We start from the raw sequence: 25247 nt of genomic DNA, 5'->3' as shown, positions 1-25247 counted from the left end.
GTGGTGTGTGGGGCCGTCAGCCCGTGACTGCGCCCTCCGCAGCGGAGCGCACGAGACGCGAGTACTTGGCCAGGACGCCACGGGTATAGCGCGGGGGGAGCGGCTCCCAGCCGTCGCGGCGGGAGTCGAGCTCTGCATCGTCGACGAGTAAGTCGAGAGTGCGAGCGGCGATATCGACCCGTATCAGATCACCATCGCGCACGAAGGCGATGGGACCAGCGTCCACCGCTTCGGGTGCTATGTGGCCGATACACAGGCCGGTTGTGCCGCCCGAGAATCTGCCGTCCGTCAAGAGTAGTACATCTTTTCCGAGGCCGGCGCCCTTGATGGCCGCGGTGATCGCGAGCATCTCGCGCATGCCGGGACCGCCCTTCGGGCCTTCGTACCGGATGACGATCACGTCGCCCTTGTCGATCTCGCCGGCCTCGAGCGCGTCCATCGCCGAGCGCTCGCGCTCGAAGACGCGGGCCGGACCCTCGAACACCGAGGCATCGAATCCGGCCGTCTTCACGACCGCCCCTTCGGGCGCAAGCGATCCGTGCAGGACCGTGATCCCGCCCGTGGCGTGGATCGGGTCGTCCAGACGGTGGATGACCTTCCCGTCGATCGGCTCGGGCGCCAGATCTCTGAGGTTCTCCGCGAGGGTCTTGCCGGTCACCGTCAGTGCGTCGCCGTGCAGAAGCCCTTCGTCGAGCATCGCCTTCATCACCACGGGGATGCCGCCGTGTCGGTCGACGTCGTTCATCACGAATTGGCCGAAGGGCTTCATGTCCGCGATGTGGGGGGTCCGGTCGCCGATCCGGTTGAAGTCGTGGAGATCGAGATCGACTTCCGCCTCGCGCGCGATGGCGAGCAGGTGCAGCACCGCGTTGGTGGATCCCCCCAGCGCCATGACGAGGGCGATGGCGTTCTCGAACGCCTCCTTGGTGAGGATGTCCTTCGTCGTGATGCCCTGGCGGAGGAGGTTCACCACCGCCTCGCCGGAGCGGTGCGCGAAGTAGTCTCGGCGCCGGTCGGCGGCCGGCGGAGCCGCGGATCCGGGGAGGCTGAGCCCCAGGGCCTCGCCCACGGAGGCCATCGTGTTCGCGGTGTACATGCCGCCGCAGGCACCTTCGCCGGGGACGATCGCGCACTCGATGCGCTTGAGGTCGGCTTCGCTCATCTTCCCGGCCAGGCACGCCCCGACGCCCTCGAAGGAGTCGATGATCGTGACGTCCTTCTCGGTCCCGTCGGAGAGCTTCACCCAGCCCGGCATGGTGGAGCCGGCGTAGAGGAAGACGCTGGCGAGCCCGAGGCGGGCACTGGCCATCATCATGCCGGGGATCGACTTGTCGCACCCGGCGAGCAGGACGGTGCCGTCCAGCCGCTCGGCCATGATGACCGCCTCGACCGAGTCGGCGATGACCTCCCGTGAGACCAGCGAGAAGTGCATCCCCTCGTGTCCCATCGAGATGCCGTCCGACACCGAGATGGTTCCGAACTGGAGCGGGTAGCCTCCACCGGAGTGCACGCCCTCCTTCGCCCCCTGCGCCAGACGGTCCAGGCTCAGGTTGCAGGGGGTGATCTCGTTCCAGCTGGAGGCGATCCCGATCTGCGGCTTGTCCCAGTCGTCGTCACCCATGCCCACGGCGCGGAGCATCCCGCGCGAGGTGGTGGCTTCGATGCCGTCGGTGACGACGCGACTGCGGGGCTTGATGTCGATGGGGTCCTGAGAGGGCATTCTCGAAGTCTATTGCGCGCGCGCCGCCCGCTCCGTCGCGATCCGCACAAGGATCTCCGCCAGCGCCGGAATATCCGGGACGCGGAGCGTCGCGGCCGACTCCCGGTCGCCGACATGGATGCCGAGATCCGCTTCTCCGAGACTGCGCAGGGCGTCCTCGTCGGTGACGTCGTCGCCGGCGAAGACGACGGCGTCCGCGCTCGTCCAGGTGCGCAACTCTGCGACCGCGCTGTCCTTGCCCTCCGCCCGGAACGCGTACTCGACGATGTTGCGCCCCGTGCGTCGTCGCCAGTGGGGCGCGGCGCCCTCGACGAGGGTGTCGACGAGCGCGCGCGCCTCTTGCTCGATCTCCGCGGACGCGGCGCGGGTGTGGACGCCGAGGCCGAAGGCCTTCGGCTCGATCCAGACGCCGCGCATGCCGGCGGTCGCCTCTTCGGCGCGGCTCTGGAGGTCCGCGCGGAGCGCCTCCGCGTGCGGGTCCTCGGGGTGGGTGAGGACACCCCGTTCGGGCGTCCAGAACTCGGCGCCGTGCGAACCGGCCAGCAGGATGCGCGAGTCGTCATCGTGCTCGGCGATGATCCGCAGGTCGCTGAGGCTCCGACCCGAGACGAGGGCCACGGTCGTCGCCGGCGCCTCGACCAGCCGCTCCACCGCCGAGCGCGCGGACGCGGTCATACGCGCCGTCATCGGCTCGTCGACGAGCGGCGAGAGGGTGCCGTCGAAGTCGAGGGCGACGAGCAGGCGGTCGACGGAGGCGACGCGATCGAGCGCGGCGTCGTTCATGACGTCTCCGCCCGCACCTGGTGCCGGGCCGTCTCCAGCGCGGCGAGGAAGGAACGCGACCACTGGACGACGTCGCTCTCGGTGACCTTCTTCCGCAGGGCCCGCATCCGTCTCCCCTGCTCGGCGGGTGGCATCTCGACGGCGCGGATGATCTGGTCCTTCATGCCGTCGATGTCGTGGGGGTTGATCAGCAGCGCGCTCGGCAGTTCGTCTGCGGCGCCGGCGAACTCGCTGAGGACGAGGACGCCGCGGTTGTCGGTGCGGCTGGCGACGTACTCCTTGGCGACGAGGTTCATCCCGTCTCGCAGAGCCGTGACGAGCATGACATCCGCCGCGAGGAAGAGGGCCACCATCTCCTCCTTCGGGTAGGCCTGATGGAGGTAGCGGATGGCGGTGTGGTCCGTCGTGTCGAAGTCGCCGTTGATGCGTCCCACGGTGAGCTCGATCTCGTCCCGCAGCTGCATGTAGGACTCGACCCGCTCCCTGCTGGGGCTCGCCACCTGCACGAGGGTGACGTCCTCCACGGACAGCCGCCCGTCCTCGAGGAGCTCGCCGAACGCCTTCATACGGTGCCGGATGCCTTTGGTGTAGTCCAGCCGGTCCACTCCGAGGAGGATCCGCTTCGGGTTTCCGAGCCCCTCGCGGATCTCCCGCGCACGCTGCTGCACCTCGGGGGTTCGCGCGAGCGCGACGTACGACTCGGCATCGATGGAGATCGGGAACGCCTTGGCCAGCGCGTTGCGGTACGAGCCGTCGGCGAGCGGCACGGAGATCCCCGACGCTTTGGTCTGATAGCGCAGCTGTCGCCGAACCGCACGGGCGAAGTTCCCGGCATCCGCGACGCGCTGGAACCCGATGACATCCGCGCCGAGGAGTCCCTCGAGGACCTGTCGTCGCCACGGAAGCTGCGAGTAGAGGCCGTGCGCGGGGAACGGGATGTGGTGGAAGTAGCCGATCACGAGGTCGGGACGCAGCTCCCGGAGCATCTTCGGAACCAGCTGCAGCTGATAGTCCTGAACCCAGACCGTCGCACCCTGGGCGGCAGCATCCGCGGCCGCCTCGGCGAACCGACGGTTGACGCGCACGTAGGCGTCCCACCACACACGCCGATAGCGGGGGGCGGCGATGACGTCGTGATACAGGGGCCAGAACGTGTCGTTCGACATCCCCTCGTAGTACTGCTCGACTTCCTGCGCGGAGAGGCGGACGGGCACGAGGAGGGTGCCGTCGAAGTCGAAGGGGTCGAGATCGAGGTCCGGCTTGCCCGCCCAGCCCACCCACGCACCGTCCGTGGTGCGCATGACGGGTTCGAGCGCCGTGACAAGACCCCCCGGTGAGCGGCGCCAGCCGTCCTCACCCTCTGCATCCGCCACCCGGTCCACGGGAAGACGGTTGGCGACGACGACGAACTCGGCCTGAGTCACACGGGCTCCTGACACTCGATCGGGCGGGATCCTCAGGCTATCGTCCGGCCGCTGACCGACTCGGCCCTTGACGCCCGCCGCGGTCGCTGTCAAGGGCGCGGACGCGGCGTCGGCTCGCGCTAGCGTTGCGGCATGCGCAAGTACCTCTTCGGCACCGGCATCATCACCGCGATCACCGGCGGGATGACCCTGCTCCGCTCGTTGCGCAGCGACGAGCCGTTCACGTGGCGCACCGCGCTGGCATGGCTGAGCTGGGGCATCAGCCTCGCGCTCGCGATCGGCACGATCGTCGACACCCGCCGCGCCTCGCGCGGCAAGGTCGTGCCGGACGACTCCCCTGTCAGCGGCAAGGCGCAGAAGCTCTTCGAGAAGCGCCGCCGCTGAGCCTCCGACCGCCCTCAGCGGATGAGGAGGAGCGCGTCACCCTGCCCTCCCCCGCCGCACAGGGCGACGGCGGCGGTTCCGCCGCCCCTGCGCACCAGCTCGTGCACGGCGTGCACGACCAGGCGATTGCCCGATGCTCCGATCGGGTGGCCGAGGGCGATTCCGCCACCCTGCGGATTCACGCGATCGTCGGCGATGCCGAGGTCGTCCTGGGACTTCGCCACGACGGCGCCGAACGCCTCGTTGATCTCGACGAAGGTCAGGGCGTCGGTGGCGATGCCCTGGCGACGCAGCGCCTTCGCGATGGCGTTCGCAGGCTGAGCGTGCAGGGAATTGTCGGGGCCTGCCACCTGCCCGGATGCGCCGACGACGGCGAGGACGGGCCAGCCCGCGGCATCCGCGTGAGCGCGCGTGGTGACGACGACGGCGGACGCGCCGTCGGAGATCTGCGAGGCGTTCCCCGCGGTGATGGTGCCGTCGGAGGAGAAGGCGGGTCGCAGACGCGCCAACGTCTCCACCGTCGTGTCGGCGCGGATGCCCTCATCGGTGCGCACGACGACGGGTTCACCTCGGCGCTGCGGTACCTCGACCGGCACCATCTCCGCGTCGAAGAGGCCGGATGCCGTCGCCGCCGCCGCTCGCTGGTGGGAGCGCGCGGCGATCTCGTCCTGCCGTTCGCGGGTGATCCCCAGCGGCGGATTGTGGCGTTCGGTGGACGCGCCCATGCTCTCGCGATCGAAGGCGTCGGTGAGGCCGTCGTAGGCCATGTGGTCGAGCACCTCTACGGAACCGTACGACCAGCCCTGCCGTGAACCGGTGAGAAGGTGAGGAGCCTGGGACATGGATTCCATCCCCGCCGCCACTACGACGCGCGCGTCGCCGAGTCGGACCATGCGCGCGGCGTCGATGATCGCGGTGAGCCCGGAGAGGCACACCTTGTTCACGGATGCCGCAGGTACGTCCCACCCGATACCCGCGCCGATGGCAGCCTGACGTGCAGGGTTCTGGCCCGCTCCGGCGGGAAGGACCTGCCCGACCAGCACCGCGTCCACGGCATCCGGCGCGAGCTGCGCCTTCTCGAGCGCACCTCGGATGGCGATGCTGCCCAGCGCCGTGGCGGACAGCGACGACAACGCTCCTTTGAGGCGCCCCTGGGGGGTGCGGGCGGCGGCCACGATCACGACGTCTTCGGTGTTCACGGGTGCTTCTCTCCTTGTTGCAGGGCCACGGTCAGATCGGGTTCGGTGGCTGCGCGGACTTCGTCGACGCTCACCCCGGGAGCGAGTTCCACGAGTACGAGGCCCGTATCGGTCACGTCCATCACGGCGAGGTCGGTGATGATCCGATCGACGACCCGTCTTCCCGTGAGGGGGAGAGAGCATTCGCGGACGATCTTCGGCGAGCCGTCCTTCGCGACATGCTCCATGAGGACGATGACCGTGGTGGCCCCGTGGACGAGATCCATCGCGCCGCCCGGACCCTTGACCATTTTCCCGGGGATCATCCAGTTCGCGAGATCGCCGGTCGCGGAGACCTGCATCGCGCCGAGGATCGCCGCGTCGATCTTGCCGCCGCGGATCATTCCGAAACTCGTCGCGGAGTCGAAGAACGCCGCACCCGGGAGCACGGTGACGGTCTCTTTCCCGGCGTTGATGAGGTCGGGGTCGACCGCGTCCTCGGTCGGGTAGGGACCGACCCCGAGGATGCCGTTCTCGGATTGGAGGACGACGGTCACGCCGTCGGGCACGTAGTTGGGTACCAGGGTCGGCAGGCCGATGCCGAGATTCACGTACGAGCCGTCGCTCAGCTCCCGCGCCGCGCGCGAGGCCATCTCCAGTCGGGTGAGTGCCATGCTCAGCTCCCCTCTCCGCGGGTGGCGACCGTCCGGCGCTCGATCCGCTTCTCGATCGAGCGCCCCACCTCCACGATCCGGTGGACGTAGACACCGGGGAGGTGGACGGTGTCGGGATCGATCTCCCCCGGCTCCACGAGTTCCTCGACCTGAACGATGCACACGCGGCCGGCCATGGCGGCGAGCGGGTTGAAGTTCCTGGCCGCCTTGCTGAACACGAGGTTGCCGTGACGATCGCCGCGCAGCGCGTGGACGAGCGCGTAATCGGTGACGATCGCCTCTTCCAGCACGTACTCCCGCGGGATGCCGTCGGGGGCGAAGCGGCGGACGTCTTTGGCGGGCGAGGCCACCGCGACGCCTCCGGACCCGTCGTAGCGGCGCGGGAGGCCGCCCTCGGCGACCTGGGTTCCCACCCCCGTCTGCGTGTAGAACGCGGCGACGCCGGATCCACCCGCTCGGAGCTTCTCCGCGAGAGTCCCCTGAGGTGTGAGTTCGAGCTCGAGCTCACCGGAGAGGAACTGGCGCTCGAACTCCCTGTTCTCCCCCACATAGGAGGAGGTCATCTTCCGGATGCGACGATCCTTCAGCAGGATGCCGAGACCCCAGTCGTCGACGCCGCAGTTGTTCGAGACGATGGAGAGCTCGCGGACCCCGCGCGCGTGCACCGCCTCGATCAACGCCATCGGGTTGCCCGACAGCCCGAAGCCGCCGACGGCCAACGAGGCACCATCGGGAATGTCCGCCACGGCGGAGGCCGCCGAATCCCACGTCTTGTCGATCACGCCAGGAGCTCCCTCGGTCCGATGCGGGACGCCGGCGGCGTCACCTCGTCCATCGTCCCTCGGCCCCACCGGGACCGCGAGCGTGCGCTTGCGATGTGGACGTCCCGTGGCCTACGGTCCACGATGTGGACAACTCGCGAACCGTGCCCGGAGCGCAGTCGATCGCGCGGGCGGCCCTCCTCCTCCGACTGGTGGCCGCCGCGGGCTCGGAGGGGGTGACGGTCTCCGCGCTCTCCCGCCAGTCCACGCTCACCCGCCCCACCACGCACCGCCTGCTCACGGCTCTCCGCACGGAGGGCCTCGTCGATCAGGATGAGGATCGGGGGACCTGGACGCCCGGGCCTGAGCTGTACCTGATGGGCGCGGCAGCCGCGGCGCGCTACGACGTCACGACGGTGGCTCGGGACATCGTGCGTTCCCTGGCCGTCCGGACCGAGGAGAGCGCGTTCCTCTCGGTGCGCCGCGGAGACGAGACCGTGTGCCTCCTCCGGGAGGAAGGAAGCTTCCCCATCCGGTCCTTCGTCCTCTCGGAGGGGATCCGATTCCCCCTCGGCGTCGCCTCGGCGGGTCTCGCGATCCTGTCCTTCCTGCCACCCCACGATATGGACGACTACCTGGACCGGCATCCGGAACTACCCGAGCGCTGGGGCTCCGCTCACGCGCCGGACGAGGTGCGCCGCCGGGTGCGCGACACCCAGCTGCGCGGCTACGCCGTGAACCCGGGCCTCATCGTCGAGGGGAGTTTCGGCCTCGGCGCGGCGGTGTTCAACCGCGACGGCCAGCCGCAATGGGCGCTGAGCCTGACCGGTGTGCAGTTCAGATTCGGACACGACCGCCTGCCTGAACTCGGGCGGATCCTGCTGGCGCACGCGCATCAGCTGACGACCCGCATCGCCGCGGCGAGGTCGTAGTCGCGCGCGCCGTCCCGCGCGCTCGGTCGGGGCTACGCGCCCTGCGTCCGGGCGATCGCCTGCGCGGCGACCGACCCCACGACCCGCGCACCGGCGGGGGCCATGATGATCGTGTAGTGGTTGACGCCGAGGACCGCGGTGTGCGCGATGCCCGGGTGATGGGCGAGCAGACGACTGAGGTACCCCGGCGCATACAGCCCCGGTGGCTCGTCGCGGTAGCCGCGCGGTGCGGTCAGCAGCGTGGTCGGATGCGTGAGCGCAGCGAGAGCCGCCGGGACAGCCTCGCCCATGTTGCTGTCGAGGGTGTCCTCGATCATCACCCGATAGCTCGTGACCGGACGCAGGCCTCCGTTCCCGTCCGCGACGAGGTCGTAGCGGAGGTATCGTTCGAGCTCCTCGGACCAGTGGCCGCAGAACGCGGGGTGGCCTCGCCAGAACTCGAGGTACTCCTCTTCATCGGCGAAACGCATCGACAGCCGCGCCGCCGTCGGCCCCAGGAGCCCGGACACCAGCGCATCCGGATCGGCATCACGGGGCAGATCCAGCGGAAGCCCGCCGTCGATGAGCACGAGGCGCGCCACGCGGTCCGGGTGCCGATGCGCCAGCACGACCGACACGAAGGCGCCCATCGAGTGGGCGATCACCGGCACCCGCCGGACGTCGAGAGCATCCAGCACGAGCGCGAGGTCATCCGCGTGGACGGCCATCCCCCCGCGACCGTCCACGTGCCGGCTGCGCCCGCGCCCCCGCAAGTCGGGCGCGATGAGGCGGACACCGGGAAGCTGGCCCACGACGAAGCTCCACGCGAGATGGGACGCGGTGATCCCGTGGACGAGCAGCGCCGTCGGCGCGTCCCCGGGATCGTCGATCGGATCCCAGACGGCGACGGTGAGCACGCCTCCCGGGACGGCCACCTCGACCGTGCGATGACGATGGGTCGGGGTGTCGTGGATGCTCACCGAAGCAACCGTACCCGCCCTGGAACGACATGAGGGCCTCGCCGCGGCGAGACCCTCATGTCGACCAGACCGTCGACGGCGCGTTGCGTGGTGCACCCCCAGGGACTTGAACCCTGAACCCACTGATTAAGAGTCAGTTGCTCTGCCGATTGAGCTAGAGGTGCGTCTGCCCGAGGAAAAAACCGATGTCTCGAACCGAGGGTCCACACTAGCATCACGATCCCGTCACGCGGAAATCGGCGCGGGAGACGCCGGGTATCCTGAGACGGTGACGCCCGCTCCCCCCACCCCCTCGTTCGACGCGGACTTCTCCGGGGACCTGGTGGCTGATCTGGACTTCGCACTGTCCTTGGCGGACGGGGCGGATGCGGTCTCCATGGCGCGCTTCGACGCTCCCGACCTCCGGGTCAGCACGAAGCCCGACAGCAGCCACGTCACCGAGGCCGACCTCGCCACCGAGCGTGCCCTCCGCGCGCGCATCGAGGCTGATCGCCCCCGGGACGGCATCTTCGGCGAGGAGTACGGCACGACGGGTGCGACCGAACGCCAGTGGATCATCGACCCCATCGACGGCACCGCCAACTACCTCCGGGGCATCCCGATGTGGGCCACCCTCATCGCGCTCGCCATCGACGGCGTACCTCGCGTCGGAGTGGTGAGCCAGCCCGCGCTCGGGCGTCGCTGGTGGGGTGCGACCGGCCTCGGCGCCTGGACACGCACGCCCGACGGGCGGGAGCGGCGCCTTCACGTCTCGAGCGTGGACGATGTCGCCGCGTCCAGCGTGAGCTTCCAGAGCATCGGGCAGTGGCGGGATGCCGGCCGCGAGGCCGAACTCGAGAACCTCACGCGAGCAGTCTGGCGCGACCGCGGGTACGGGGATGCGTGGCCCTTCATGCTCCTCGCCGAAGGCCGACTCGAACTCGTCGCGGAGTTCGGCGTGAAGGAGTACGACATCGCCGCTCACGTCCCGATCATCAGGGAGGCCGGCGGCCGGGTCACGTCCTTCGACGGGGCGGACGACCTCGCCGCTCGGTCGGTGCTCGCCACCAACGGCGTCCTCCACGACTCGTTCCTCGAGCTGCTCCACCGCCCCTGACCGCATCCGACCGTCCCGCCGGAGACTCCCCATGACCACGCCCCGCGTCCGCTGGACCGCCGCGCTCCTCGCCCTCCCCCTCGCCCTGGTCGTGACCGCCTGCGGACCTCAGGAGCCGGAGCCCACTGCGCAGCCGACGCCGTCCGCGTCGGCTCCCGTCATCGCCGAGCCCGAACCCGAGCAGCCCGTCGATCCGGGTGTGGACGCGGACGTCGCACCCACGTGCGAGACGATCATCGCGTCGTCCATCGTGGTGGAATTCGAGCGGATCGGCTGGTCCGCGCGCGAAGAGCCGTTCTACGTGGGCTCGACCGAGCTCCCGGACGGTCTCCGCTGCATGTGGGCGGATTTCGAGGCGCCCGCCAGCGACAACCTCCAGATCTTCGGCTGGTCGCCCATCGACGAGGAGACCGCTCGAACCACGCAGTCGGAGCTGGTGGCTCAGGGGTGGGTCCGCGAGGATTTTGATGGTGGCGTCTACGTCACCGAGAACCCCGACACGATCATCGCGCCCGACGAGAACGGCTACGGGATCACCTATCTGTTCGGTGACGGCTGGGTGACAGTGGCGGACACCAAGCAGGGACTCGTCCTCATCGAGTGGCCACCGCCCGCGGCCTGAGGCGCCCACGCGGCCTCCGGGGATCGCCTAGGCTCGTTCTCCATGGCCACCGGCGCGACGATGTACTCCTTCCAGGTCACTCTGGCCGACGTCGACCGCGGTGTCTACGAAGACCTGTCCCTGCGCGTGGCGCGGCATCCGTCCGAGACGGACGCGTTCATGCTCACTCGTCTTCTGGCGTACTGTCTGGAGTTCACCGAGGGGATCGCGTTCAGCGACGGCATCTCGGCGACGGCCGAGCCCGCTGTCTATGCGAAGGATGCGACCGGCGCCCTGGTGTCCTGGGTCGAGGTCGGTGCACCGGATGCGGCCCGGCTCCACGACGGCTCGCTGCGATCCCCGCGCGTGGCCGTCTACACCCATCGTGACCCGCTCAAGGTGGCCGCGACCTGGGCGGGCAAGCGCATCCACAGAAGCGGGGAGATCGAACTCCACAGCTTCGAGCCGGGGTTCATCGAGCGTGCGACGGAGGCGCTCGCGCGACGCACCGTCGTGTCGGTCTCCCGTGTGGCGGACACCCTCTACCTCGAGCTCAACGGCTGGCAGGGCCAGAGCGCGCTGTACACGCAGCCGGTGACCTGACCCGAGGGTCAGAAGCTCAGCAGCACCTTCCCCGCCCGACCCGCGCGCGCGTTGGCCCGCACGGCGTCCGCCGCCTTCTCGGCGGGGAAGATCTGCTCGACGGGGAGGGATACCTCGCCCGAAGAGATGCGTGCGATCAGCTCACCCATCAGGCGCGTCCGCGTGCCGGTATCCATGTCCGAACTGACGCGGCTCCCCCAGAACCCGCGGACCGTGAGCTGTCGGAAGATGATGTCGCCGGTGGGAATCGCCAGCTCCGGCTCACCCATCGAGCCGAAGACCACGAGGGATCCTCCATCGCCGAGGAGGGAGATCAGGTCGCCCGCAGCGGCACCGCCGACGGAATCCACGGCCGCGCGCACCGTGCCGTCGCCGATGATCTCCGCCGCGCGCGCACGCCAGTCCTCCGAGTCGGTCGCGACGACATCGTCGATGCCGACAGCGGCCAGTTCGTCGATGCCCGCCGACCGACGGACAAGGCCCAGGACGCGGATGCCGCGCGCCTCCGCGAAGGGGACGACGAGGCGCCCGACCGCACCGTTCGCGGCGTTCTGCACGATCCAGTCACCCTCCGCCACGTCGAGCGAGTCCACCAGGCTGAGCGCGCTGAACGGCATGGAGATCCATTGCGCAGCCGTCTCGTCGGACACGGCGTCGGGGACGGGGACCACCGCCGCTGCTCGGGTGACGAACGACTCGGCCCAGACGCCGAACGCCCCAGCGGAGGAGACGCGTTGGCCGACGCGAAGACCGTCGACGTCGGGACCCAGGGCGTCGATCACCCCGACCGCCTCCGTGCCCGCTCGGGCCGGAAGCGCCGGGCGGAAACCGTACGTGCCGCGGATGGTCCACAGATCATGGTTGTGGATCGCCGCCAGCTCGGTGCGCACGCGGACCTCGCCGGGGCCCGGCTCGGCCACCTCCTGGTCGACCAGGGTGAGGACATCGGCGGGGTCTCCGAAGGCGTGGTGCATGAGTGCTCGCATGCCGGGAGACAGCGCGTGCGAGCTCCGTCGTATTCCCCTCCCCCGCACGGAGCAGGACGGTAGTCTCGGTGCACGGCGGCGTGGCAGGAGGCGATATGGATCGGTACGACACGATCGTCGTGGGCGCGGGGATCGCGGGCCTCACGACCGCGAGGCTCCTCCACGGCCAAGGGCACCGCACGGTCGTCCTGGAGGCGCGGGACCGCATCGGGGGACGTGTCCACACCGACCGCGCCGACGGGTGGCTGACGGACCTCGGCGCCTCGTGGATCCACGGGATCACGGACTCTCCGGTCGCGTCGGCGGCGACGGCGTTCGGTATGCCGATGCGCGAGTTCACCGTCGGGGGCTATCAGCCCGACAGCCGCCCGATCGCCTACTTCGATCCCTCGGGAACCCGCTTGTCCGCCGACGAAGCGCGCGCGCATGTCGCCGACATCCGTCGCGTGGATGCGGACCTCGGCGGCATCATCGCCGGATCAGATCCCCGCGCGTCGTACCGCGACGTCACCGAGCAGGCCCTGCGGGCGCAGCGGTGGGATGCGGAGCGGACGGCGCGGGTGCGGGAGTACTTCGAGCACCGGAGCGAGGAGCAGTACGGGGCATGGATCGAGGATCTGGCCGCGCACGGACTCGACGACGATGCCATCGACGGCGACGAAGTGGTCTTCCCGGAGGGCTACGACGTCCTCGCGGAGCGACTGTCTCTCGGTGTCGATGTGCGTCTCGGGCAGATCGTCCGCGAGGTGCACTGGCACACCGACGGCGTGACGGTGATCACGGATGCCGACCAGTGGCACGCGCGATCGGCGGTGGTGACCGTGCCCGTCGGTGTCCTCGCGGAGGGTGGTCTCACCATCTCCCCCGCACTTCCCGAGCCTGTGTCCGGCGCGCTCTCGAGGCTCACCATGAACGCCTTCGAGAAGGTCTTCCTCCGGTTCCCCGAACGGTTCTGGGACCCGGACGTCTACGCCCTGCGCGCGCAGGGACCTGCGGCACGGTGGTGGCACTCGTGGTACGACCTCACCGATCTCCACGGGCAGCCGACGCTGCTCACCTTCGCGGCGGGCCCCGCCGGGATCGGGATCCGCCACCTCACCGACGCCGAGGTGGGAGCCGCCGCGGCAGAGCCGCTGCGTCGCCTGTACCCCGAGGGGTATGTCGATCCCATCCACGTCCGCGTGACCCGATGGTGGGCGGATCCCTTCGCCCGCGGGTCGTACGCGTACATGCGGGTCGGTTCGACCACCAGCGACCACGACGACCTCGCCACCCCCATCGGCGGAGTGCTGCACCTGGCCGGCGAGGCGACCTGGACGGACGATCCCGCGACGGTCACGGCCGCCCTCTGCTCGGGGCACCGCGCCGCGGAGCGCGTGCTCGGGCACACCGTCGCCATCGAGGCTCTGTGGGCCTAGAGGCGGAGGACGCTTCCGGCCGCCCCGCTCCTCCGCCGGTCGTGAGTCTGGAACTGCTCTTCGACGCAGAGTCCGAGGCCGCCGTACGTGACGACTGGGAGCGCCTGCGCGCGGGCGGTCATTCCTCCCTCGCGGCGTCGACCGCCGTGGCGAATCGTCCGCACATCACCGCCGTGGTTCGGAATCATCTCCCGGTTCCGGACGTGTCTTCGCTCGGAGCGCTGCTCCCCCTGCGGATCCGGCTGCGCGCGCCCGTGCTGTTCCCGCACCCGGAGGGCGCCCGCCGAGGGGTGCTCGCGCGACCGGTCGACCTGAACCCCGAGGTCGGTGCCTTGCATCGGACGCTGCACGCACTGTGCGGACCGGGTGAGGACCTTCCGTACACGGCTCCGGGCGACTGGACACCGCACGTCACCCTCGCGCGCCGCCTCATCCTGACGCAGAGGTCGGAAGCGATCGGCCGCCTGCCTCCCGCACGCGATGCGACCGTCGCGGGCATCCGCCGGTGGGACGCCGCCCGACGCGAGTCGCGTGTGCTCTGGTCCGTATGAGCGTCGACGGCCTTGCCGGTCCGCGGACTCCCCAGGACGACGACGCGGACGTACGAAAGAAGCCCGGGGCTCGCGAACGTCGCGAGCCCCGGGCTACTTCTCGTGTGACAGCGGTCGTGGAGATGGGGGGAATCGAACCCCCGTCCATCGCTTTTGAACTGCGTCTTCTCCGGGCGCAGTCTGTGAAGACGTTCTGCTCGGCCCCGACCTTCAGCACAGACACATAAGTCGACGGGCCCAGCCTGGAAAGAGTCCCGCGCGACGTCCAGACGCCATCACGCAGCAAGATTCCTAAATGACGCCAGTACCCGTGACGGAATCACTCACGGACTGACGGACTCGGGCTCGCTGCTTAGGCAGCGAGGGCGAAGTCGGACTGCTTCTTTTCGGCAGTTATTGTTTTCGCAGGGAGCGTTGACGAGATAACCCTGCATCCTCGGCCCGCTTCCCACAGCGTCACGAGCGATGTCGAAACCGATCATCCCCGAGCGCCGTTCGGCACGGAACCGCTGTCACCCTGTGGAGTTGTGCCCGGATGCGAGCACCCGAGCACCCCAGGATACACCCTCAGGCGCCGAGTCCTCGTCCGACGGTCACGCGAACTCGAGCTCGCCCCGGACGATCGAGTCGCCCGAGTGCGCGGGATCGTCGTCGTCCGCCTCTTGAGAGATGTCGACGAGGACGTACTCGTCGATGTTGATACCGGTGGGAACGGGGAACTCGCCGTCACGACCTTCGAGGACACCGAGGCTGACGATGGAGGAGGCGTCCGCCGTGATCAGCCAGACCTCGCGATAGCCGGAGTCGGGCACGGAGGCGTCCAGCTCCACCCGGACCCGGGTCTCCCCGTCCGGCGACTCCGTCACCACCGCCGATCCGGCCGCGCCGGGATGCTCGGGGAACGCGTTCAACGTCGCCGAGGCCAACTCGACCACCTGGACGGGCCGGACGAGTGACCACACGCCGACCACGGCGAGGACGAGCGCGGTGCTCGCCGCGAGGGCGAACAGCAGGCGGAAAGCCCGACGCCGGGGGGGCGTCGTATTCGCGGCCACGGGGGCGCCGTCCGTGGATGAGTCGGGAATGGTTTTCACCGGGGCGGAGCCGACCCTCCTCACCTCGTCGAGGATGTTGCCCCAGACGCGCTCCGGAGGCGACTCGAGGTCGCCCAGACTCATGGTCGAGCGTCCGATGGCGATCGTGTGCTCGAGCTCCGCGAGCTCGAGGGCACACTCATCGCAGCCCACGAGGTGGGCTCGCTCCTCCGCGGCGGGATCCTCGCCGAATGCGAGCGCGGCGACCCGATCGGGGTCAAGATGCGACATGACCCACCTCCAGTCGTCGTCGCAGGCGCGTAAGACTCCTGCGGATATGGCTTTTCACGGTTCCCAGAGGCATGTCGAGTCGCGATGCGATCTGGTCGTGCGTCAGATCATCGTAGAAGGCGAGACGCACCACACGTTGCGCGTCGGGTTCGAGCCGGTCCAGTTCGTCTGCGAGCAGGAGCGAGTCGCCGAGATCGATCTCGCGCCCGATCAGCTCGTCGGGGTGCGCCGTCCGCTGAAGCTGGTCCTGCAGCGCACGCACCTTCGCCCTGGCCTCATGGGTGTCGGCGATGCGCCGCTTGGCGATGGCCACCAGCCACGTGGAGAGCTTGGCTTTGGTCGGGTCGTAGGACGCCCGGGACGTCCAGGCGGAGACGAACGTCTTCTGCGTGACATCTTCGGCGTCGCCCCGATCGCCGAGCGATCGCAGGGCGAGGGTGAACACGATCGACGACCACCTGCGATAGATGGCTTCGAGCGCTCGCTCGTCACCCTGGCGGAACCGCTCGTGCAGCTCCTGCTCGTCGACCTCGTTCACGGGGGTGCCTTCCCTCAACACTGTGCTGCTCATGGCACCGGCGTCATTCCACGGGCGTGGCGACTGCAACCACATTATCCGCGTAGCGGCCCGTCTCCTGGTCGAACGGACCACCGCAGGTGATGAGGACAAGCGAATCGCTTCCCGAACGGGCGAACAAGTTGTTGACGGGGAGGTCAGCTTTGGGGTAGTAAGTCACGCTCTCCACCACGTAGCGATGAACGGTGCCCGCTTCGTCGGTCACGTCGATCTGCTCGCCGGCGGGGAGGTCGCGGAGGCGGCTGAAGGGGCCGATGGGAAAGCCCGGGAAGTCGACGTGCGCGGTGATGACGGTGTTGCCGTCCGGACTCGACGGGTCGGCGCCGAACCGATACCACCCGCCGATGGCGGGATCGTCGGGGATCTCCATGAAGCCGCCCTCCTCGACACCGACGGGGACCACCGGGATGTCGACACCGATGGTCGCGACGGCCACTCGGACGGGAGGTACGGGCTGACGTACCGGTGTCGGAGTGGCCGCCGCGACCGGCACATCCGCGACGGGCGTGGGGGGCGCCGAGGCGGTCTGTGCCGGCGGGGGCGGGGTGGTCGCGGCATCCGTGGGGGCGGATCCGCAGCCCGCCAGGATGAGGGAGACCGCCGCGGCGGCCAGCGTCGCGACGATCCCCCTCATGGCCATCACTCGACTCAGCGGCCTGCGCGGGCGCGGGCGACGACGACGACGACCGAACCGGCGGCGACGGCAGCGATCACCAGTCCGCCGATGAGGAACATGGTCTGACGCTGCTGGTCCTGCTGCGCGAGCAGACCCGCGGTGCCGGAGTTCACGCCCTCGGGGCCGGAGTGCAGGCCCTCGATGGTCTGCACGGCGAGGGCGAGGTTGTCGTCCTCGAGGCTGCCCCAGGCGTAGACGATCGTGAGGACACCCTCCTGGATCTCGACGTCAGCCGGGCCGATGACCGGGTCGGTGGTGCCGGTCGCGGCGACGGATGCCGAGACCGTTCCCGCGGCGAGGTTGAGCGTCGCCTCGTCGGGGTTGGACAGGTTCTCGATGACGGGCGAGCCGCCCGCGAGGATGTCCACAGCCGGTGCAGCCGCGTCGTGGCGGACGGTCAGACGACCTTCGCCGGCGGCGGTCTGCGACGTGTCGTTGACGTACGGGGTCACCGTCGGCTCACCCTCGGCCGTCAGGTGGGCGACCGCGGTGTAGTTGACACCGGCGTCGAGGGTCAGGTCGACCGGTCCGAGGATCGGCTCGCTGTCGTCCGCCGCGTCCGGTGCGGTGATCGCGACGGAGTACGTGGCGGCCGGAAGCTCCAGCGGACCGGCGAGGTCACCGGGCTGGAAGTCGTCGAGGGTCAGATCTCCGTTGACGTACACGTCCACGGGGGTGTCGGGAATGCCGTGCAGCACAGAGAGCTGAGCCGATTCGGCCGAGTCCGCGTAGGCGGGGGCGACGAGCCCGAGGGCCGCGACGGCTCCCGCTGCGACACCGAGAGCGATGGTCTTTCGCACGATGGTCCTCCTTGATCGGGGGCGGCGCCTGACCGCCCGTTGATGAGTGTTTCCCCGGCGACCCGCGATTCGGATGCAGGTGAATGGGAAATTCTGGAAGGATCTGCCAGCGGATGCCGAAGATGCGGGCGTACTCTCGGGTCATGAGCGAGGTCATCATCAGCGTCCGCGGTACCCACGAGGTGCGGACCGCGCCCGAAGAGGCGGTTGCGCGTCTCTCGGTCCGGGCGGAGGGCGCCGTCCGCTCCGACGTCGTCTCCCGCGTTGCCGCGCTGACCGATCCCCTCCGGGCCGATCTCGATGAGCGCGTGGCGGCCGGGAGCCTCGTCCGATGGGCCTCCGAGCGCACGACGGTGTGGGCCGAGCGCCCCTGGCACCCTGAAGGCGCGCGTCTCGATCTCGTCCATCACGCGCACGTCGACTTCACTGCGACGTTCGCGGATTTCGACGCTCTGTCCCGATGGATGACAGAGGTCGTGGAAGCGGAGGGGGTTCAGCTCACCGGCATCGACTGGCTTCTCACGCCGGAGACCCGAGCCCGCCTCGAGAAGGAGGCCGCCACCGCCGCGGTCGGCGTGGCCGTCGCCCGAGCGCGCGCCTACGCAGACGCCCTGGGGCTGTCCACCGTGGAGCCCGAGCAGATCGCCGACGTGGGCTTGCTCGCCGAAGCCGGCGACCCCTCGGCGCGCCGCGCCGCACCGTTGATGGCCGCGGCATCGTTCCGCGATGAGGGCGGATCGTCCCTTGATGTGCGACCCGAGGACGTCGTCATCGGCGCCGCCGTCGAGGCGCGCTTCCACGCCCGCTGAAAGCGGCGTCGCCCGCCGCGCGCGTTAATCGCCCAGGCGGTTCTTCGTGCGCATGGCGCGCTCGGCCTCGCGCTTGTCCTGGCGCTCACGAAGGGTCTGTCGCTTGTCCCAGTCCTTCTTGCCCTTCGCCACGGCGATCTCCACCTTGGCCCGACCGTCCAGAAAGTAGAGCTTCAGCGGCACGAGGGTATAGCCCCCAGCACTGATCGCGTGGGAGAGCTTGACGATCTCCTCCTTGTGCAGCAGCAGCTTGCGCGTCCGCTTCGAGGAATGGTTCGTCCAGTGCCCCTGCGAGTACTCCGGGATGTGCACCGCGTCGAGGAAAGCCTGACCGCCGTCGATGTACGCGTAGCCGTCCGAGAGGTTCGCGCGACCCTGACGCAGCGACTTCACCTCGGTGCCGGTCAGCACGAGACCCGCTTCGTACGTCTTCTCGATGGCGTACTCGTGGCGCGCGCGACGATTGGTCGCGATGACCTTCTCCCCGCGTTCCCTGGGCATGTGGTTCTCCTCGATCGGTGCGAACGGACGACGGACGACAGACGACGCCCGCGCTGATGACAGCCTTTCACCCTACCCGACACACGGTCGGCATCCGGCTCCCTGTCCGATCGACGGCGTCAGGCGCGCAGCCAGCGACGGATGGCGAAGCCCGCCGAGATCGCCGCGAGAACCACTCCGATCGCGATGAGTACGGGGACGACGAGCCACGCCTCGCCCACCCCCACCCAGGTCGTGACGAACTCGACACGGCCTCGCAGATACTGCTCGACGCCGAAATGGACGCCGGCGAGTACGGCGGCGCTCGCGAGGATCGACCCGATCAGGGCGGCGAACACGCCCTCCAGGATGAATGGGGTCTGGATGAACCGGTTGGAGGCGCCCACCAGGCGCATGATGCCCAGTTCGCGCCGCCGAGCGTAGGCGGACAGACGGATCGTGGTCGAGATCAGGAGGACCGCGGCGATGAGCATGAGAACCGCGATCCCGACGGCGATGTAGGTCGCAACGGTCAAGGCCGAGAACAGCGGATCGAGGTACTGGAGCTGATCCTGCACCTCCTCCACGCCCGCCATGCCGGTGAAGGCCTCGCTGATGACGTCGGATTCCTCCTGATTGATGAGATTGATCCAGAAGGTCTCGTTGAGCTGATCCGCGGTGATGACGCTCGCGTAGTCCTCTCCGACGAGGGCGATGACGTTGTCATACGCCTCTTCCCGGGTTTCGAACCGGACTTCTCGGATGAGGGGCGCCAGCGCGGGCCCTTCGAGCTGCGCCTGGACGGCATCCAGCTGCTCCTGCGTGGCAACGCCGTCCGTGCAGGTCGGCGTCTGCACCGAGGTGCACATGTAGACCGCGACCTGCGCCCGGTTCTCCCAGAACGCCCGCATCTGCCCGATCTGCATCTGCATGAGGATGGCGGCGCCGACGAAGGTCAGCGAGACGAACGTCACGAGCACGATCGAGATGACCATCGACGCATTCCTGCGGAGCCCGTTGACGGCTTCCGCCAGGATCAGCCCCACCCTCACGAGGTCGGCCCGACTTCGTCGTGCCCGTGGTCGCCGCCGAGGCCCAGCCGATCGGCGACGCCGAGCTCGGCGACGTCCACCTCGGCGATGTCCGCGACCGGGATCGGGTTGGTGCGCGGAGCACCGGGCGGGTCCGTGGCCTCTGCCGCCGGGAGCACTCCCGCGTCCGCGAGGGACTCGGCGGCCGCCTCCCGGGCGACCTCCAGCGCGTCCTGGGCCTCGGCCTCACGCGCAGGATCAGCGGCGACGCTTGCGGCGGTCACCGCGGCATCCACGGCCTCAGGCTCGACGGTTCCCGTCTCGACGATCTCTCGGTGGAGCTCCAGGACCGCGGTGAGCGCTGCGACGGCCGCCGCCCCGCGTTCGGGCTGAGGTGCGAGGCTCGGCAGGCCCGAGGTGTCGCCATAGCCACCGTGCCGCTCATCGCGCACCATGACGCCGTCTCGAAGCTCGATGACGCGCCGTTGCATCTGGTCGACGAAGCCGGCCTCGTGCGTGGCCATCACGACCGTCGTCCCGCCGTCGTTGATGCGGGCGAGGAGCTGCATGATGTCGACGGACGTCCCGGGATCGAGATTGCCCGTCGGCTCGTCGGCCAGAAGCACCTGAGGGCGGTTCACCAGCGCACGGGCGATCGCGACACGCTGCTGCTCTCCCCCGGAGAGCTCATGGGGGAATCGCTTCTCCTTGCCGGCGAGGCCGACGAGGGCGAGGACCTCCGGCACCGCCTGCTGGATGAACGCCCGCGACGATCCGATGACCTGGAGGGTGAAGGCGACGTTCTGGAACACCGTCTTCGTCGGGAGCAGGCGGAAGTCCTGGAACACCGCACCCACGTGTCGACGGAAGTACGGGACCTTGCGATGGGGCAGCGTGCGCAGGTCCCGCCCGAGGACGACCACGCGTCCCTCGCTGGGGATGTCTTCGCGCAGGATCAGGCGCAGGCACGACGACTTCCCCGAACCGGACGCGCCGACGAGGAAGACGAACTCCCCGCGAAGGACTTCGAAGTCGACCTTCTCCAGGGCGGGCCTCGCGGTTCCGCGATAGCGCTTGGTGACGTTCTCGAACCGGATCATGACCCGACGAGCCTACGTGCGACGCGGGGAACACCCCCGCACGACACGGTCGAGCCTGCGTTTCACCGCCGGTGTCAGTCGTCGGTCTTGCGCTTGCGCCACCGGATGCCGGCCGAGATGAAGCCGTCGAGATCACCGTCGAAGACCACGGTGGGGTTGCCCACCTCGTGCCCCGTGCGCAGATCCTTCACCAGCTGCTGGCCGTACAGGAAGTAGGAGCGCATCTGGTCGCCCCAGCTCGCGGTCATCGTGCCGGCGAGCTCCTTCTTCTTCGCCGCCTCCTCCTCGCGCTGCAACAGCATGAGGCGCGTCTGGAGCACCCGCATGGCCGCCGCGCGGTTCTGGATCTGCGACTTCTCGTTCTGCATCGACACGACGATGCCGGTCGGAAGGTGAGTGATGCGCACGGCCGAGTCCGTGGTGTTGACGGACTGGCCGCCCGGGCCCGAGGAGCGGAAGACGTCGACGCGGATGTCGCCCTCGGGGACCTCCACCTCCTGCGCCTCCTCCATCACCGGGATGACCTCGACGGCCGCGAAACTGGTCTGCCGCTTGTCGGCTCCGCCGAAGGGACTGATGCGGGCGAGACGATGGGTTCCCGCCTCGACCGACAGGGTCCCGTAGGCGTAGGGGGCGTCGACCTCGAACGTCGCGGACTTGATCCCGGCGCCCTCGGCATAGGAGGTGTCCATGACCTTGACCGGGTACTTGTGCCGCTCGGCCCAGCGCAGATACATGCGCATGAGCATCTCGGCGAAGTCCGTGGCGTCGTCACCCCCGGCGCCGGAGCGGATGGTCACCACCGCGGACCGTGCGTCGTACTCGCCGTCGAGCAGGGTCTGCACCTCCAGCTGGCCGATGAGGTCCTCGAGCTCGGCGAGCTCACGGCGTGCCTCCTCGGCGGAGTCTTCATCCTCCATCTCGTTGGCGAGCTCGACGAGCACGTCGAGATCGTCCAGGCGGCGTTCGATCTCGGTGATGCGCTTGAGTTCCGCCTGCCGGTGGCTGAGCGCGCTGGTGACCTTCTGCGCGGCGTCCACGTCGTCCCAGAGGTCAGGGGCTCCGGCCGCGTCGCTGAGGCGCGCGATCTCGGCGGTGAGTGCGTCGACGTCGACCACGGCGCGAATGTCGCCGAAGGTGGAGCGCAACGCCTGGATGTCGTCGGAAAGGTCGAGTTCGAGCATGACAGTCCAGCGTAACGTGGATGCCCGTGACCGATGGCCCCGATCCCGTACGCGCCCGCGACGTCCTCTGGGGATTCGGACCGATGGTCTACGCCCCGACCGTCCTCTTCGCCCTCGGGGAGGGCGCGATCCTGCCTCTGATCCCGGTGATCGCCTCGCGTCTCGGTGCCGACGTTCCGACCGCGGCGCTCGTCGCTTCTGCGCTCGTGGTCGGACAGCTGTGCGGCAATCTGCCCGCGGGCTGGGCCGTGGCGCGCTTCGGCGAGCGCATCACCATGGGCGTCGCCGGAGTCATCGCCCTCAGCGGCGTGGCGGTGCTCGCCCTCGCTCCCGCCCTGGCGTTCGTCGCCCTCGCGGTCTTCGTGATCGGGGTGTGTGCCGCCGCATTCGGCCTGGCCCGGCATTCGTTCATGACCACCCGCGTCCCCCCGGCGTTCCGAGCCCGTGCGCTCTCCCTGCTCGGCGGCAGCTTCCGCTTCGGGATGTTCGTGGGTCCGTTCGTCGCCGCGGCGCTCCTGGCCGTCTTCGGGTCAGAGGAGTCGGCGATCTGGTTCTTCGGCGTCTGTCTCGTCGCCACCGTCGCCCTGGTCTCGTTCGGCCCTGATCCCGAAGCGCGATTCGCGCCGGCGGCGCCCGCCTCCCGCCCGCCCTCCGCACCGGCCGAGGTGGCGGATGACAGCGGCGAGCCCGTGTCGGGTGCGATCCCGACCGTCGAGAGGGCCGGGGTCCTGCGCACGATGTGGCGCTACCGGGAGGTGCTTCGGCGTCTGGGGCTCGCCGCCGCGTCGCTGTCGGCGGTGCGATCCGCCCGGCAGGTGGTGCTGCCGCTGTGGGGGGTGTCGATCGGACTCGACGCGCAGTCGATCGCGCTCGTGGTGGGCATCTCCGGCGCGATCGATTTCGCCCTGTTCTATGCGAGCGGTCAGGTGATGGACCGGTTCGGACGCCTGTGGGCGGCTCTTCCCGCGATGGTTCTCATGGGCGGAGGATTCCTCGCGCTCGCGCTCACCAGCGGCAGCGGGCAGCAGGCGATGTGGTTCGCGATGTTCGCCGCGGTGCTCGGGGTCGGCAACGGTCTGTCCAGCGGCATCCTCCTCACCCTCGGAGCGGATGCCGCACCGAAGGACGACCCCGCACCGTTCCTCGGGTCTTGGCGGACCTTGACGGACGCCGGGGGCGCGGCCGCGCCGCTCGTCGTGTCGGCGATCGCGTCGGTGAGCAGCCTCGCGGTCGCCACCGGGGCGATGGGTGTCGTCGGCCTCATCGGCGCGGGGGCATTCTTCCGCTGGGTGCCGCGGATCCGACCATGACGGCGCCCATCGCGTTCTGTCGCAGTCGCTCGGAGGGACGCCGGTGCACCCGACCGGCCGGCCACGCCGGCCTTCACCGGCATCGCACCATTCTCTGGAGCGAGGTCGGCGCCGATCCGGCGCGGTGTGCGGGATCGGGTGCGCGCGCCCGTGCGGCCGACGCACTCGACGACGGCTGGCCGCACGGAAGGGCGCTGTGCCGTCGGTGCCTGCGCTTCATCCCGCTCGTCGAGGGCACACTGGTGGTCCACGAGACGGGCGGGGACAGCGCAGAGGAGCACCGGCGGGTCGCCGAGTGGTTCAACACCCACGGATGGTGACCGCGATCGCCGCGGGCGGTGATTCCCCGAGATCACCGCAGCGCCGTGCGGCTCGTGGCGGTGGACTCGAGCACCATCCCGTCGGGGACGAACAGCCCGGCGATCACCGGGCGCCACGGCGCGCTGACGGTGACGCGGGCCGAGACGCCGTCCGGTGTGCCCGCGTCCACGATGACCGCGTCGGCGTCGAGCACCTCGAGAAGCAGCGTCGCCTCCCGATGCACGGCCGCGGATGTCAGCACGGCGACCGGGCGGCCATCTCGGACTTCGAGGACGAATCCGTCCGCCCCGGCCAGTGCGGCCGCATCCGCCGCCCCGTCCACCCGCTTCTGGGCGAGAGCGAGCCCGGTCGCCTCGACGCACACCAGAACGAGGGCGATCGCCAGGAGGGCGTACCCGAGGGTGAGGACGAGCACGCTGCCGCCTTCGTCGTCCTTCGCCGTCGCCGCCGAACGCCTCACGGCTCACCCCAGAATCGGGACACCTTCTGCGCGGACGTCGCCTGCACGGGGATCGCCGTGGCTTCGTCCAGCCCCCAGATCGCCGGAAGGAAGGGAAGCCGGACTCGCGTGTCGAGGCGGACGAGGAGGGTCGTTCCCGCGGAGGGGCACTCCACCGACGCGGGCCGGCAGCTGATCGACACCGCCGTGCGGTCGCCGTCGAGGCGGTACTCGCGACTCACCGCCGTGAGGATGGCCTCCGCGCGGTTCTCAGCGTCACCGGGTCCGGATGCCGTCGCGATCGCTCGCGCGACATGGCGCGCCCCGGATTCCGCGCCGAGTGAGGCGGACTGCAGCGCCCCCAGGACGACGACGAGGTAGATCAGGGGGACGAGCAGGACGAGTCCGACGACGATGAACTCCAGCGACGCGGATCCGCGGTCGTTCCGGACGCCGTCGAGGTGACCGTCCCCGCCCCTAGTCGAAGGATTCCACCGGGGCATCCGCGCTCACCTCCCACGTTCCGGGGATGCCCCACAGGCCGAGGACCGGCAGGGGGGTCCGGACGCGCACGGTGACCGTCGGCGCGCCGGCGACGAGCCGCTCGGCGACGACGACGTCCTCCGCGTACTCCGCACCGATGGTCCGGACGATGACCTGGCGCGTGCGCTGCACGCCCTCGGACGTCTCGACGTCGGCGAGCGCCGCGTGGAACGCGCCCTCGACGGCCGCATCGTGCACGACGTTGCGCACGTAGACCGCGAGGCCGAACTGGAGCACACCGAGCGTCAGCGCGGTGAGGAGGAGCCCGACCAGGACGAACTCCACGGGAGCCGATCCGCGGTCGTCGCCGCGACAACGGATCGCAGGGGGCGCACCGCTTCGCGGCCGCCGGCTCCGCCCCACCTCAGAGTCCGGAGACGCGGGCGATCGCCGACTCGAAGAGTCCGGCGAGGGCGGGTCCGGCGAGGGCCCAGATCAGGACGACGAGTCCGGCGGTCATGAGGGTGATGAGCACCCAGCCGGGCACGTCGCCGGTCTCGTCCGCGAGCAGGCTCGGCCGGAGCGCATCGCGCTCCCGCTGTGCGGGCGGCATGGTCTGCGATGGCATGTCCATCGTCTCTC

General features: G+C 69.7%; 30 protein-coding genes, 1 tRNA gene and 1 other RNA gene. 10 read left to right on the top strand and 22 right to left on the bottom strand.

Going from position 1 to position 25247, the window contains the following annotated elements:
• Positions 1-16: 16 nt before the first annotated feature.
• From ilvD to ABXJ56_RS12660, 3 genes are read right to left on the bottom strand one after another with little or no spacing between them, the layout of a single operon-like run.
• On the bottom strand, positions 17-1720 hold the full coding sequence (gene ilvD / locus ABXJ56_RS12670; protein ID WP_354000107.1) for a dihydroxy-acid dehydratase: 1704 nt from the start codon (positions 1718-1720) through the stop codon (positions 17-19).
• A gap of 9 nt (positions 1721-1729) precedes the next feature.
• Positions 1730-2503, bottom strand: coding sequence for a trehalose-phosphatase (gene otsB, locus ABXJ56_RS12665; protein ID WP_354000106.1), 774 nt, complete (start codon positions 2501-2503; stop codon positions 1730-1732).
• A complete protein-coding gene (locus ABXJ56_RS12660; protein WP_354000105.1) occupies positions 2500-3927 on the bottom strand; it encodes an alpha,alpha-trehalose-phosphate synthase (UDP-forming) in 1428 nt (475 codons plus the stop codon). The genes otsB and ABXJ56_RS12660 overlap by 4 nt, the downstream gene beginning before the upstream one ends.
• A gap of 132 nt (positions 3928-4059) precedes the next feature.
• On the opposite strand from ABXJ56_RS12660, the gene ABXJ56_RS12655 reads away from it, so the two are divergent.
• Positions 4060-4311, top strand: coding sequence for a hypothetical protein (locus ABXJ56_RS12655; RefSeq protein WP_354000104.1), 252 nt, complete (start codon positions 4060-4062; stop codon positions 4309-4311).
• Positions 4312-4325: 14 nt separating this feature from the next.
• On the opposite strand, the gene ABXJ56_RS12650 is transcribed toward ABXJ56_RS12655, so the two are convergent.
• From ABXJ56_RS12650 to ABXJ56_RS12640, 3 genes are read right to left on the bottom strand one after another with little or no spacing between them, the layout of a single operon-like run.
• Positions 4326-5510 (bottom strand): acetyl-CoA C-acetyltransferase, encoded by a 1185-nt coding sequence (locus ABXJ56_RS12650; protein ID WP_354000103.1) that lies wholly within the window; start codon positions 5508-5510, stop codon positions 4326-4328.
• The gene (locus ABXJ56_RS12645) at positions 5507-6163 is read right to left on the bottom strand and encodes a CoA transferase subunit B (RefSeq protein WP_354000102.1); all 657 of its coding nucleotides are present in this window, start codon (positions 6161-6163) and stop codon (positions 5507-5509) included. Before ABXJ56_RS12645 ends, ABXJ56_RS12650 begins: the two co-directional genes overlap by 4 nt.
• 2 nt (positions 6164-6165) lie before the next feature.
• Entirely contained in the window at positions 6166-6945 is a 780-nt protein-coding gene (locus ABXJ56_RS12640; protein WP_354000101.1) for a CoA transferase subunit A, read from the bottom strand.
• 125 nt (positions 6946-7070) lie between these two features.
• Between ABXJ56_RS12640 and ABXJ56_RS12635 the strand changes: the two genes are divergently transcribed.
• Positions 7071-7856, top strand: coding sequence for an IclR family transcriptional regulator (locus tag ABXJ56_RS12635; protein WP_354000100.1), 786 nt, complete (start codon positions 7071-7073; stop codon positions 7854-7856).
• 32 nt (positions 7857-7888) lie between these two features.
• Here ABXJ56_RS12635 and ABXJ56_RS12630 read toward each other — a convergent pair whose 3' ends face one another.
• Positions 7889-8815 (bottom strand): alpha/beta hydrolase, encoded by a 927-nt coding sequence (locus ABXJ56_RS12630; RefSeq protein ID WP_354000099.1) that lies wholly within the window; start codon positions 8813-8815, stop codon positions 7889-7891.
• Positions 8816-8903: 88 nt separating this feature from the next.
• A tRNA-Lys gene (locus tag ABXJ56_RS12625) sits at positions 8904-8979 on the bottom strand.
• 104 nt (positions 8980-9083) lie between these two features.
• Here ABXJ56_RS12625 and ABXJ56_RS12620 point away from each other — a divergent pair.
• The 3 genes from ABXJ56_RS12620 to ABXJ56_RS12610 are packed head-to-tail and all read left to right on the top strand — an operon-like array spanning position 9084 to position 11115.
• Positions 9084-9911, top strand: coding sequence for an inositol monophosphatase family protein (locus tag ABXJ56_RS12620; protein ID WP_354000098.1), 828 nt, complete (start codon positions 9084-9086; stop codon positions 9909-9911).
• Positions 9912-9942: 31 nt separating this feature from the next.
• Positions 9943-10533 (top strand): hypothetical protein, encoded by a 591-nt coding sequence (locus ABXJ56_RS12615; protein WP_354000097.1) that lies wholly within the window; start codon positions 9943-9945, stop codon positions 10531-10533.
• Between the two features lie 42 nt (positions 10534-10575).
• Positions 10576-11115, top strand: coding sequence for a YaeQ family protein (locus ABXJ56_RS12610; protein WP_354000096.1), 540 nt, complete (start codon positions 10576-10578; stop codon positions 11113-11115).
• A gap of 8 nt (positions 11116-11123) precedes the next feature.
• Here the strand turns inward: ABXJ56_RS12610 and ABXJ56_RS12605 are convergent, their stop codons facing one another.
• A complete protein-coding gene (locus ABXJ56_RS12605) occupies positions 11124-12101 on the bottom strand; it encodes a zinc-binding dehydrogenase (RefSeq protein ID WP_354000095.1) in 978 nt (325 codons plus the stop codon).
• 95 nt (positions 12102-12196) lie between these two features.
• Here ABXJ56_RS12605 and ABXJ56_RS12600 point away from each other — a divergent pair, with 95 nt between their 5' ends.
• Positions 12197-13519, top strand: a complete 1323-nt coding sequence (locus ABXJ56_RS12600; RefSeq protein ID WP_354000094.1) for a flavin monoamine oxidase family protein — start codon at positions 12197-12199, stop codon at positions 13517-13519.
• 41 nt (positions 13520-13560) lie between these two features.
• On the top strand, positions 13561-14070 hold the full coding sequence (locus ABXJ56_RS12595; protein WP_354000093.1) for a 2'-5' RNA ligase family protein: 510 nt from the start codon (positions 13561-13563) through the stop codon (positions 14068-14070).
• Between the two features lie 114 nt (positions 14071-14184).
• Here ABXJ56_RS12595 and ssrA read toward each other — a convergent pair.
• From ssrA to ABXJ56_RS12570, 5 genes are all read right to left on the bottom strand, one after another.
• Positions 14185-14556: a transfer-messenger RNA gene (gene ssrA, locus ABXJ56_RS12590) on the bottom strand.
• Positions 14557-14663: 107 nt separating this feature from the next.
• The gene (locus tag ABXJ56_RS12585; RefSeq protein WP_354000092.1) at positions 14664-15395 is read right to left on the bottom strand and encodes an anti-sigma factor; all 732 of its coding nucleotides are present in this window, start codon (positions 15393-15395) and stop codon (positions 14664-14666) included.
• Positions 15382-15966 (bottom strand): RNA polymerase sigma factor, encoded by a 585-nt coding sequence (locus tag ABXJ56_RS12580; RefSeq protein ID WP_435405010.1) that lies wholly within the window; start codon positions 15964-15966, stop codon positions 15382-15384. The genes ABXJ56_RS12585 and ABXJ56_RS12580 overlap by 14 nt, the downstream gene beginning before the upstream one ends.
• Positions 15967-15976: 10 nt before the next feature.
• Positions 15977-16606 carry a class F sortase gene (locus ABXJ56_RS12575; RefSeq protein ID WP_354000090.1) on the bottom strand — a complete coding sequence of 210 codons (630 nt, stop codon included), beginning with the start codon at positions 16604-16606 and terminating at the stop codon, positions 15977-15979.
• A gap of 14 nt (positions 16607-16620) precedes the next feature.
• A complete protein-coding gene (locus ABXJ56_RS12570) occupies positions 16621-17448 on the bottom strand; it encodes a DUF4397 domain-containing protein (RefSeq protein ID WP_354000089.1) in 828 nt (275 codons plus the stop codon).
• A 143-nt stretch (positions 17449-17591) separates the two neighbouring features.
• Between ABXJ56_RS12570 and ABXJ56_RS12565 the strand changes: the two genes are divergently transcribed.
• A complete protein-coding gene (locus ABXJ56_RS12565; protein WP_354000088.1) occupies positions 17592-18257 on the top strand; it encodes an SIMPL domain-containing protein in 666 nt (221 codons plus the stop codon).
• A gap of 24 nt (positions 18258-18281) precedes the next feature.
• Here ABXJ56_RS12565 and smpB read toward each other — a convergent pair whose 3' ends face one another.
• From smpB to prfB, 4 genes are all read right to left on the bottom strand, one after another.
• Positions 18282-18758 carry an SsrA-binding protein SmpB gene (smpB, locus tag ABXJ56_RS12560; protein WP_354000087.1) on the bottom strand — a complete coding sequence of 159 codons (477 nt, stop codon included), beginning with the start codon at positions 18756-18758 and terminating at the stop codon, positions 18282-18284.
• A 119-nt stretch (positions 18759-18877) separates the two neighbouring features.
• A complete protein-coding gene (gene ftsX, locus ABXJ56_RS12555; RefSeq protein WP_354000086.1) occupies positions 18878-19789 on the bottom strand; it encodes a permease-like cell division protein FtsX in 912 nt (303 codons plus the stop codon).
• Positions 19786-20868 carry a cell division ATP-binding protein FtsE gene (gene ftsE, locus ABXJ56_RS12550; RefSeq protein WP_354000085.1) on the bottom strand — a complete coding sequence of 361 codons (1083 nt, stop codon included), beginning with the start codon at positions 20866-20868 and terminating at the stop codon, positions 19786-19788. The genes ftsX and ftsE overlap by 4 nt, the downstream gene beginning before the upstream one ends.
• 74 nt (positions 20869-20942) lie before the next feature.
• Positions 20943-22052, bottom strand: a complete 1110-nt coding sequence (gene prfB, locus ABXJ56_RS12545) for a peptide chain release factor 2 (protein WP_354000084.1) — start codon at positions 22050-22052, stop codon at positions 20943-20945.
• Positions 22053-22072: 20 nt separating this feature from the next.
• On the opposite strand from prfB, the gene ABXJ56_RS12540 reads away from it, so the two are divergent.
• Both ABXJ56_RS12540 and ABXJ56_RS12535 read left to right on the top strand, forming a co-directional pair.
• Positions 22073-23362 carry an MFS transporter gene (locus ABXJ56_RS12540; protein WP_354000083.1) on the top strand — a complete coding sequence of 430 codons (1290 nt, stop codon included), beginning with the start codon at positions 22073-22075 and terminating at the stop codon, positions 23360-23362.
• The gene (locus tag ABXJ56_RS12535; protein WP_354000082.1) at positions 23359-23682 is read left to right on the top strand and encodes a hypothetical protein; all 324 of its coding nucleotides are present in this window, start codon (positions 23359-23361) and stop codon (positions 23680-23682) included. Before ABXJ56_RS12540 ends, ABXJ56_RS12535 begins: the two co-directional genes overlap by 4 nt.
• Positions 23683-23714: 32 nt before the next feature.
• Here the strand turns inward: ABXJ56_RS12535 and ABXJ56_RS12530 are convergent, their stop codons facing one another.
• From ABXJ56_RS12530 to ABXJ56_RS12515, 4 genes are all read right to left on the bottom strand, one after another.
• Positions 23715-24143 carry a hypothetical protein gene (locus ABXJ56_RS12530; protein ID WP_354000081.1) on the bottom strand — a complete coding sequence of 143 codons (429 nt, stop codon included), beginning with the start codon at positions 24141-24143 and terminating at the stop codon, positions 23715-23717.
• Positions 24140-24625 (bottom strand): TadE family protein, encoded by a 486-nt coding sequence (locus tag ABXJ56_RS12525; protein ID WP_354000080.1) that lies wholly within the window; start codon positions 24623-24625, stop codon positions 24140-24142. The genes ABXJ56_RS12530 and ABXJ56_RS12525 overlap by 4 nt, the downstream gene beginning before the upstream one ends.
• On the bottom strand, positions 24600-24950 hold the full coding sequence (locus tag ABXJ56_RS12520; protein WP_354000079.1) for a TadE/TadG family type IV pilus assembly protein: 351 nt from the start codon (positions 24948-24950) through the stop codon (positions 24600-24602). Before ABXJ56_RS12520 ends, ABXJ56_RS12525 begins: the two co-directional genes overlap by 26 nt.
• Before the next feature lie 79 nt (positions 24951-25029).
• A complete protein-coding gene (locus ABXJ56_RS12515; RefSeq protein ID WP_354000585.1) occupies positions 25030-25218 on the bottom strand; it encodes a hypothetical protein in 189 nt (62 codons plus the stop codon).
• Positions 25219-25247: the final 29 nt, after the last annotated feature.

The sequence above is a fragment of the Microbacterium aurantiacum genome (genome assembly GCF_040532595.1).
In the GTDB taxonomy this organism is placed as follows: Bacteria; Actinomycetota; Actinomycetes; order Actinomycetales; family Microbacteriaceae; genus Microbacterium; species Microbacterium chocolatum_B.
Note: the sequence above shows the minus strand (reverse complement) of the source record. Positions and strands in the feature narration are given on the sequence as shown.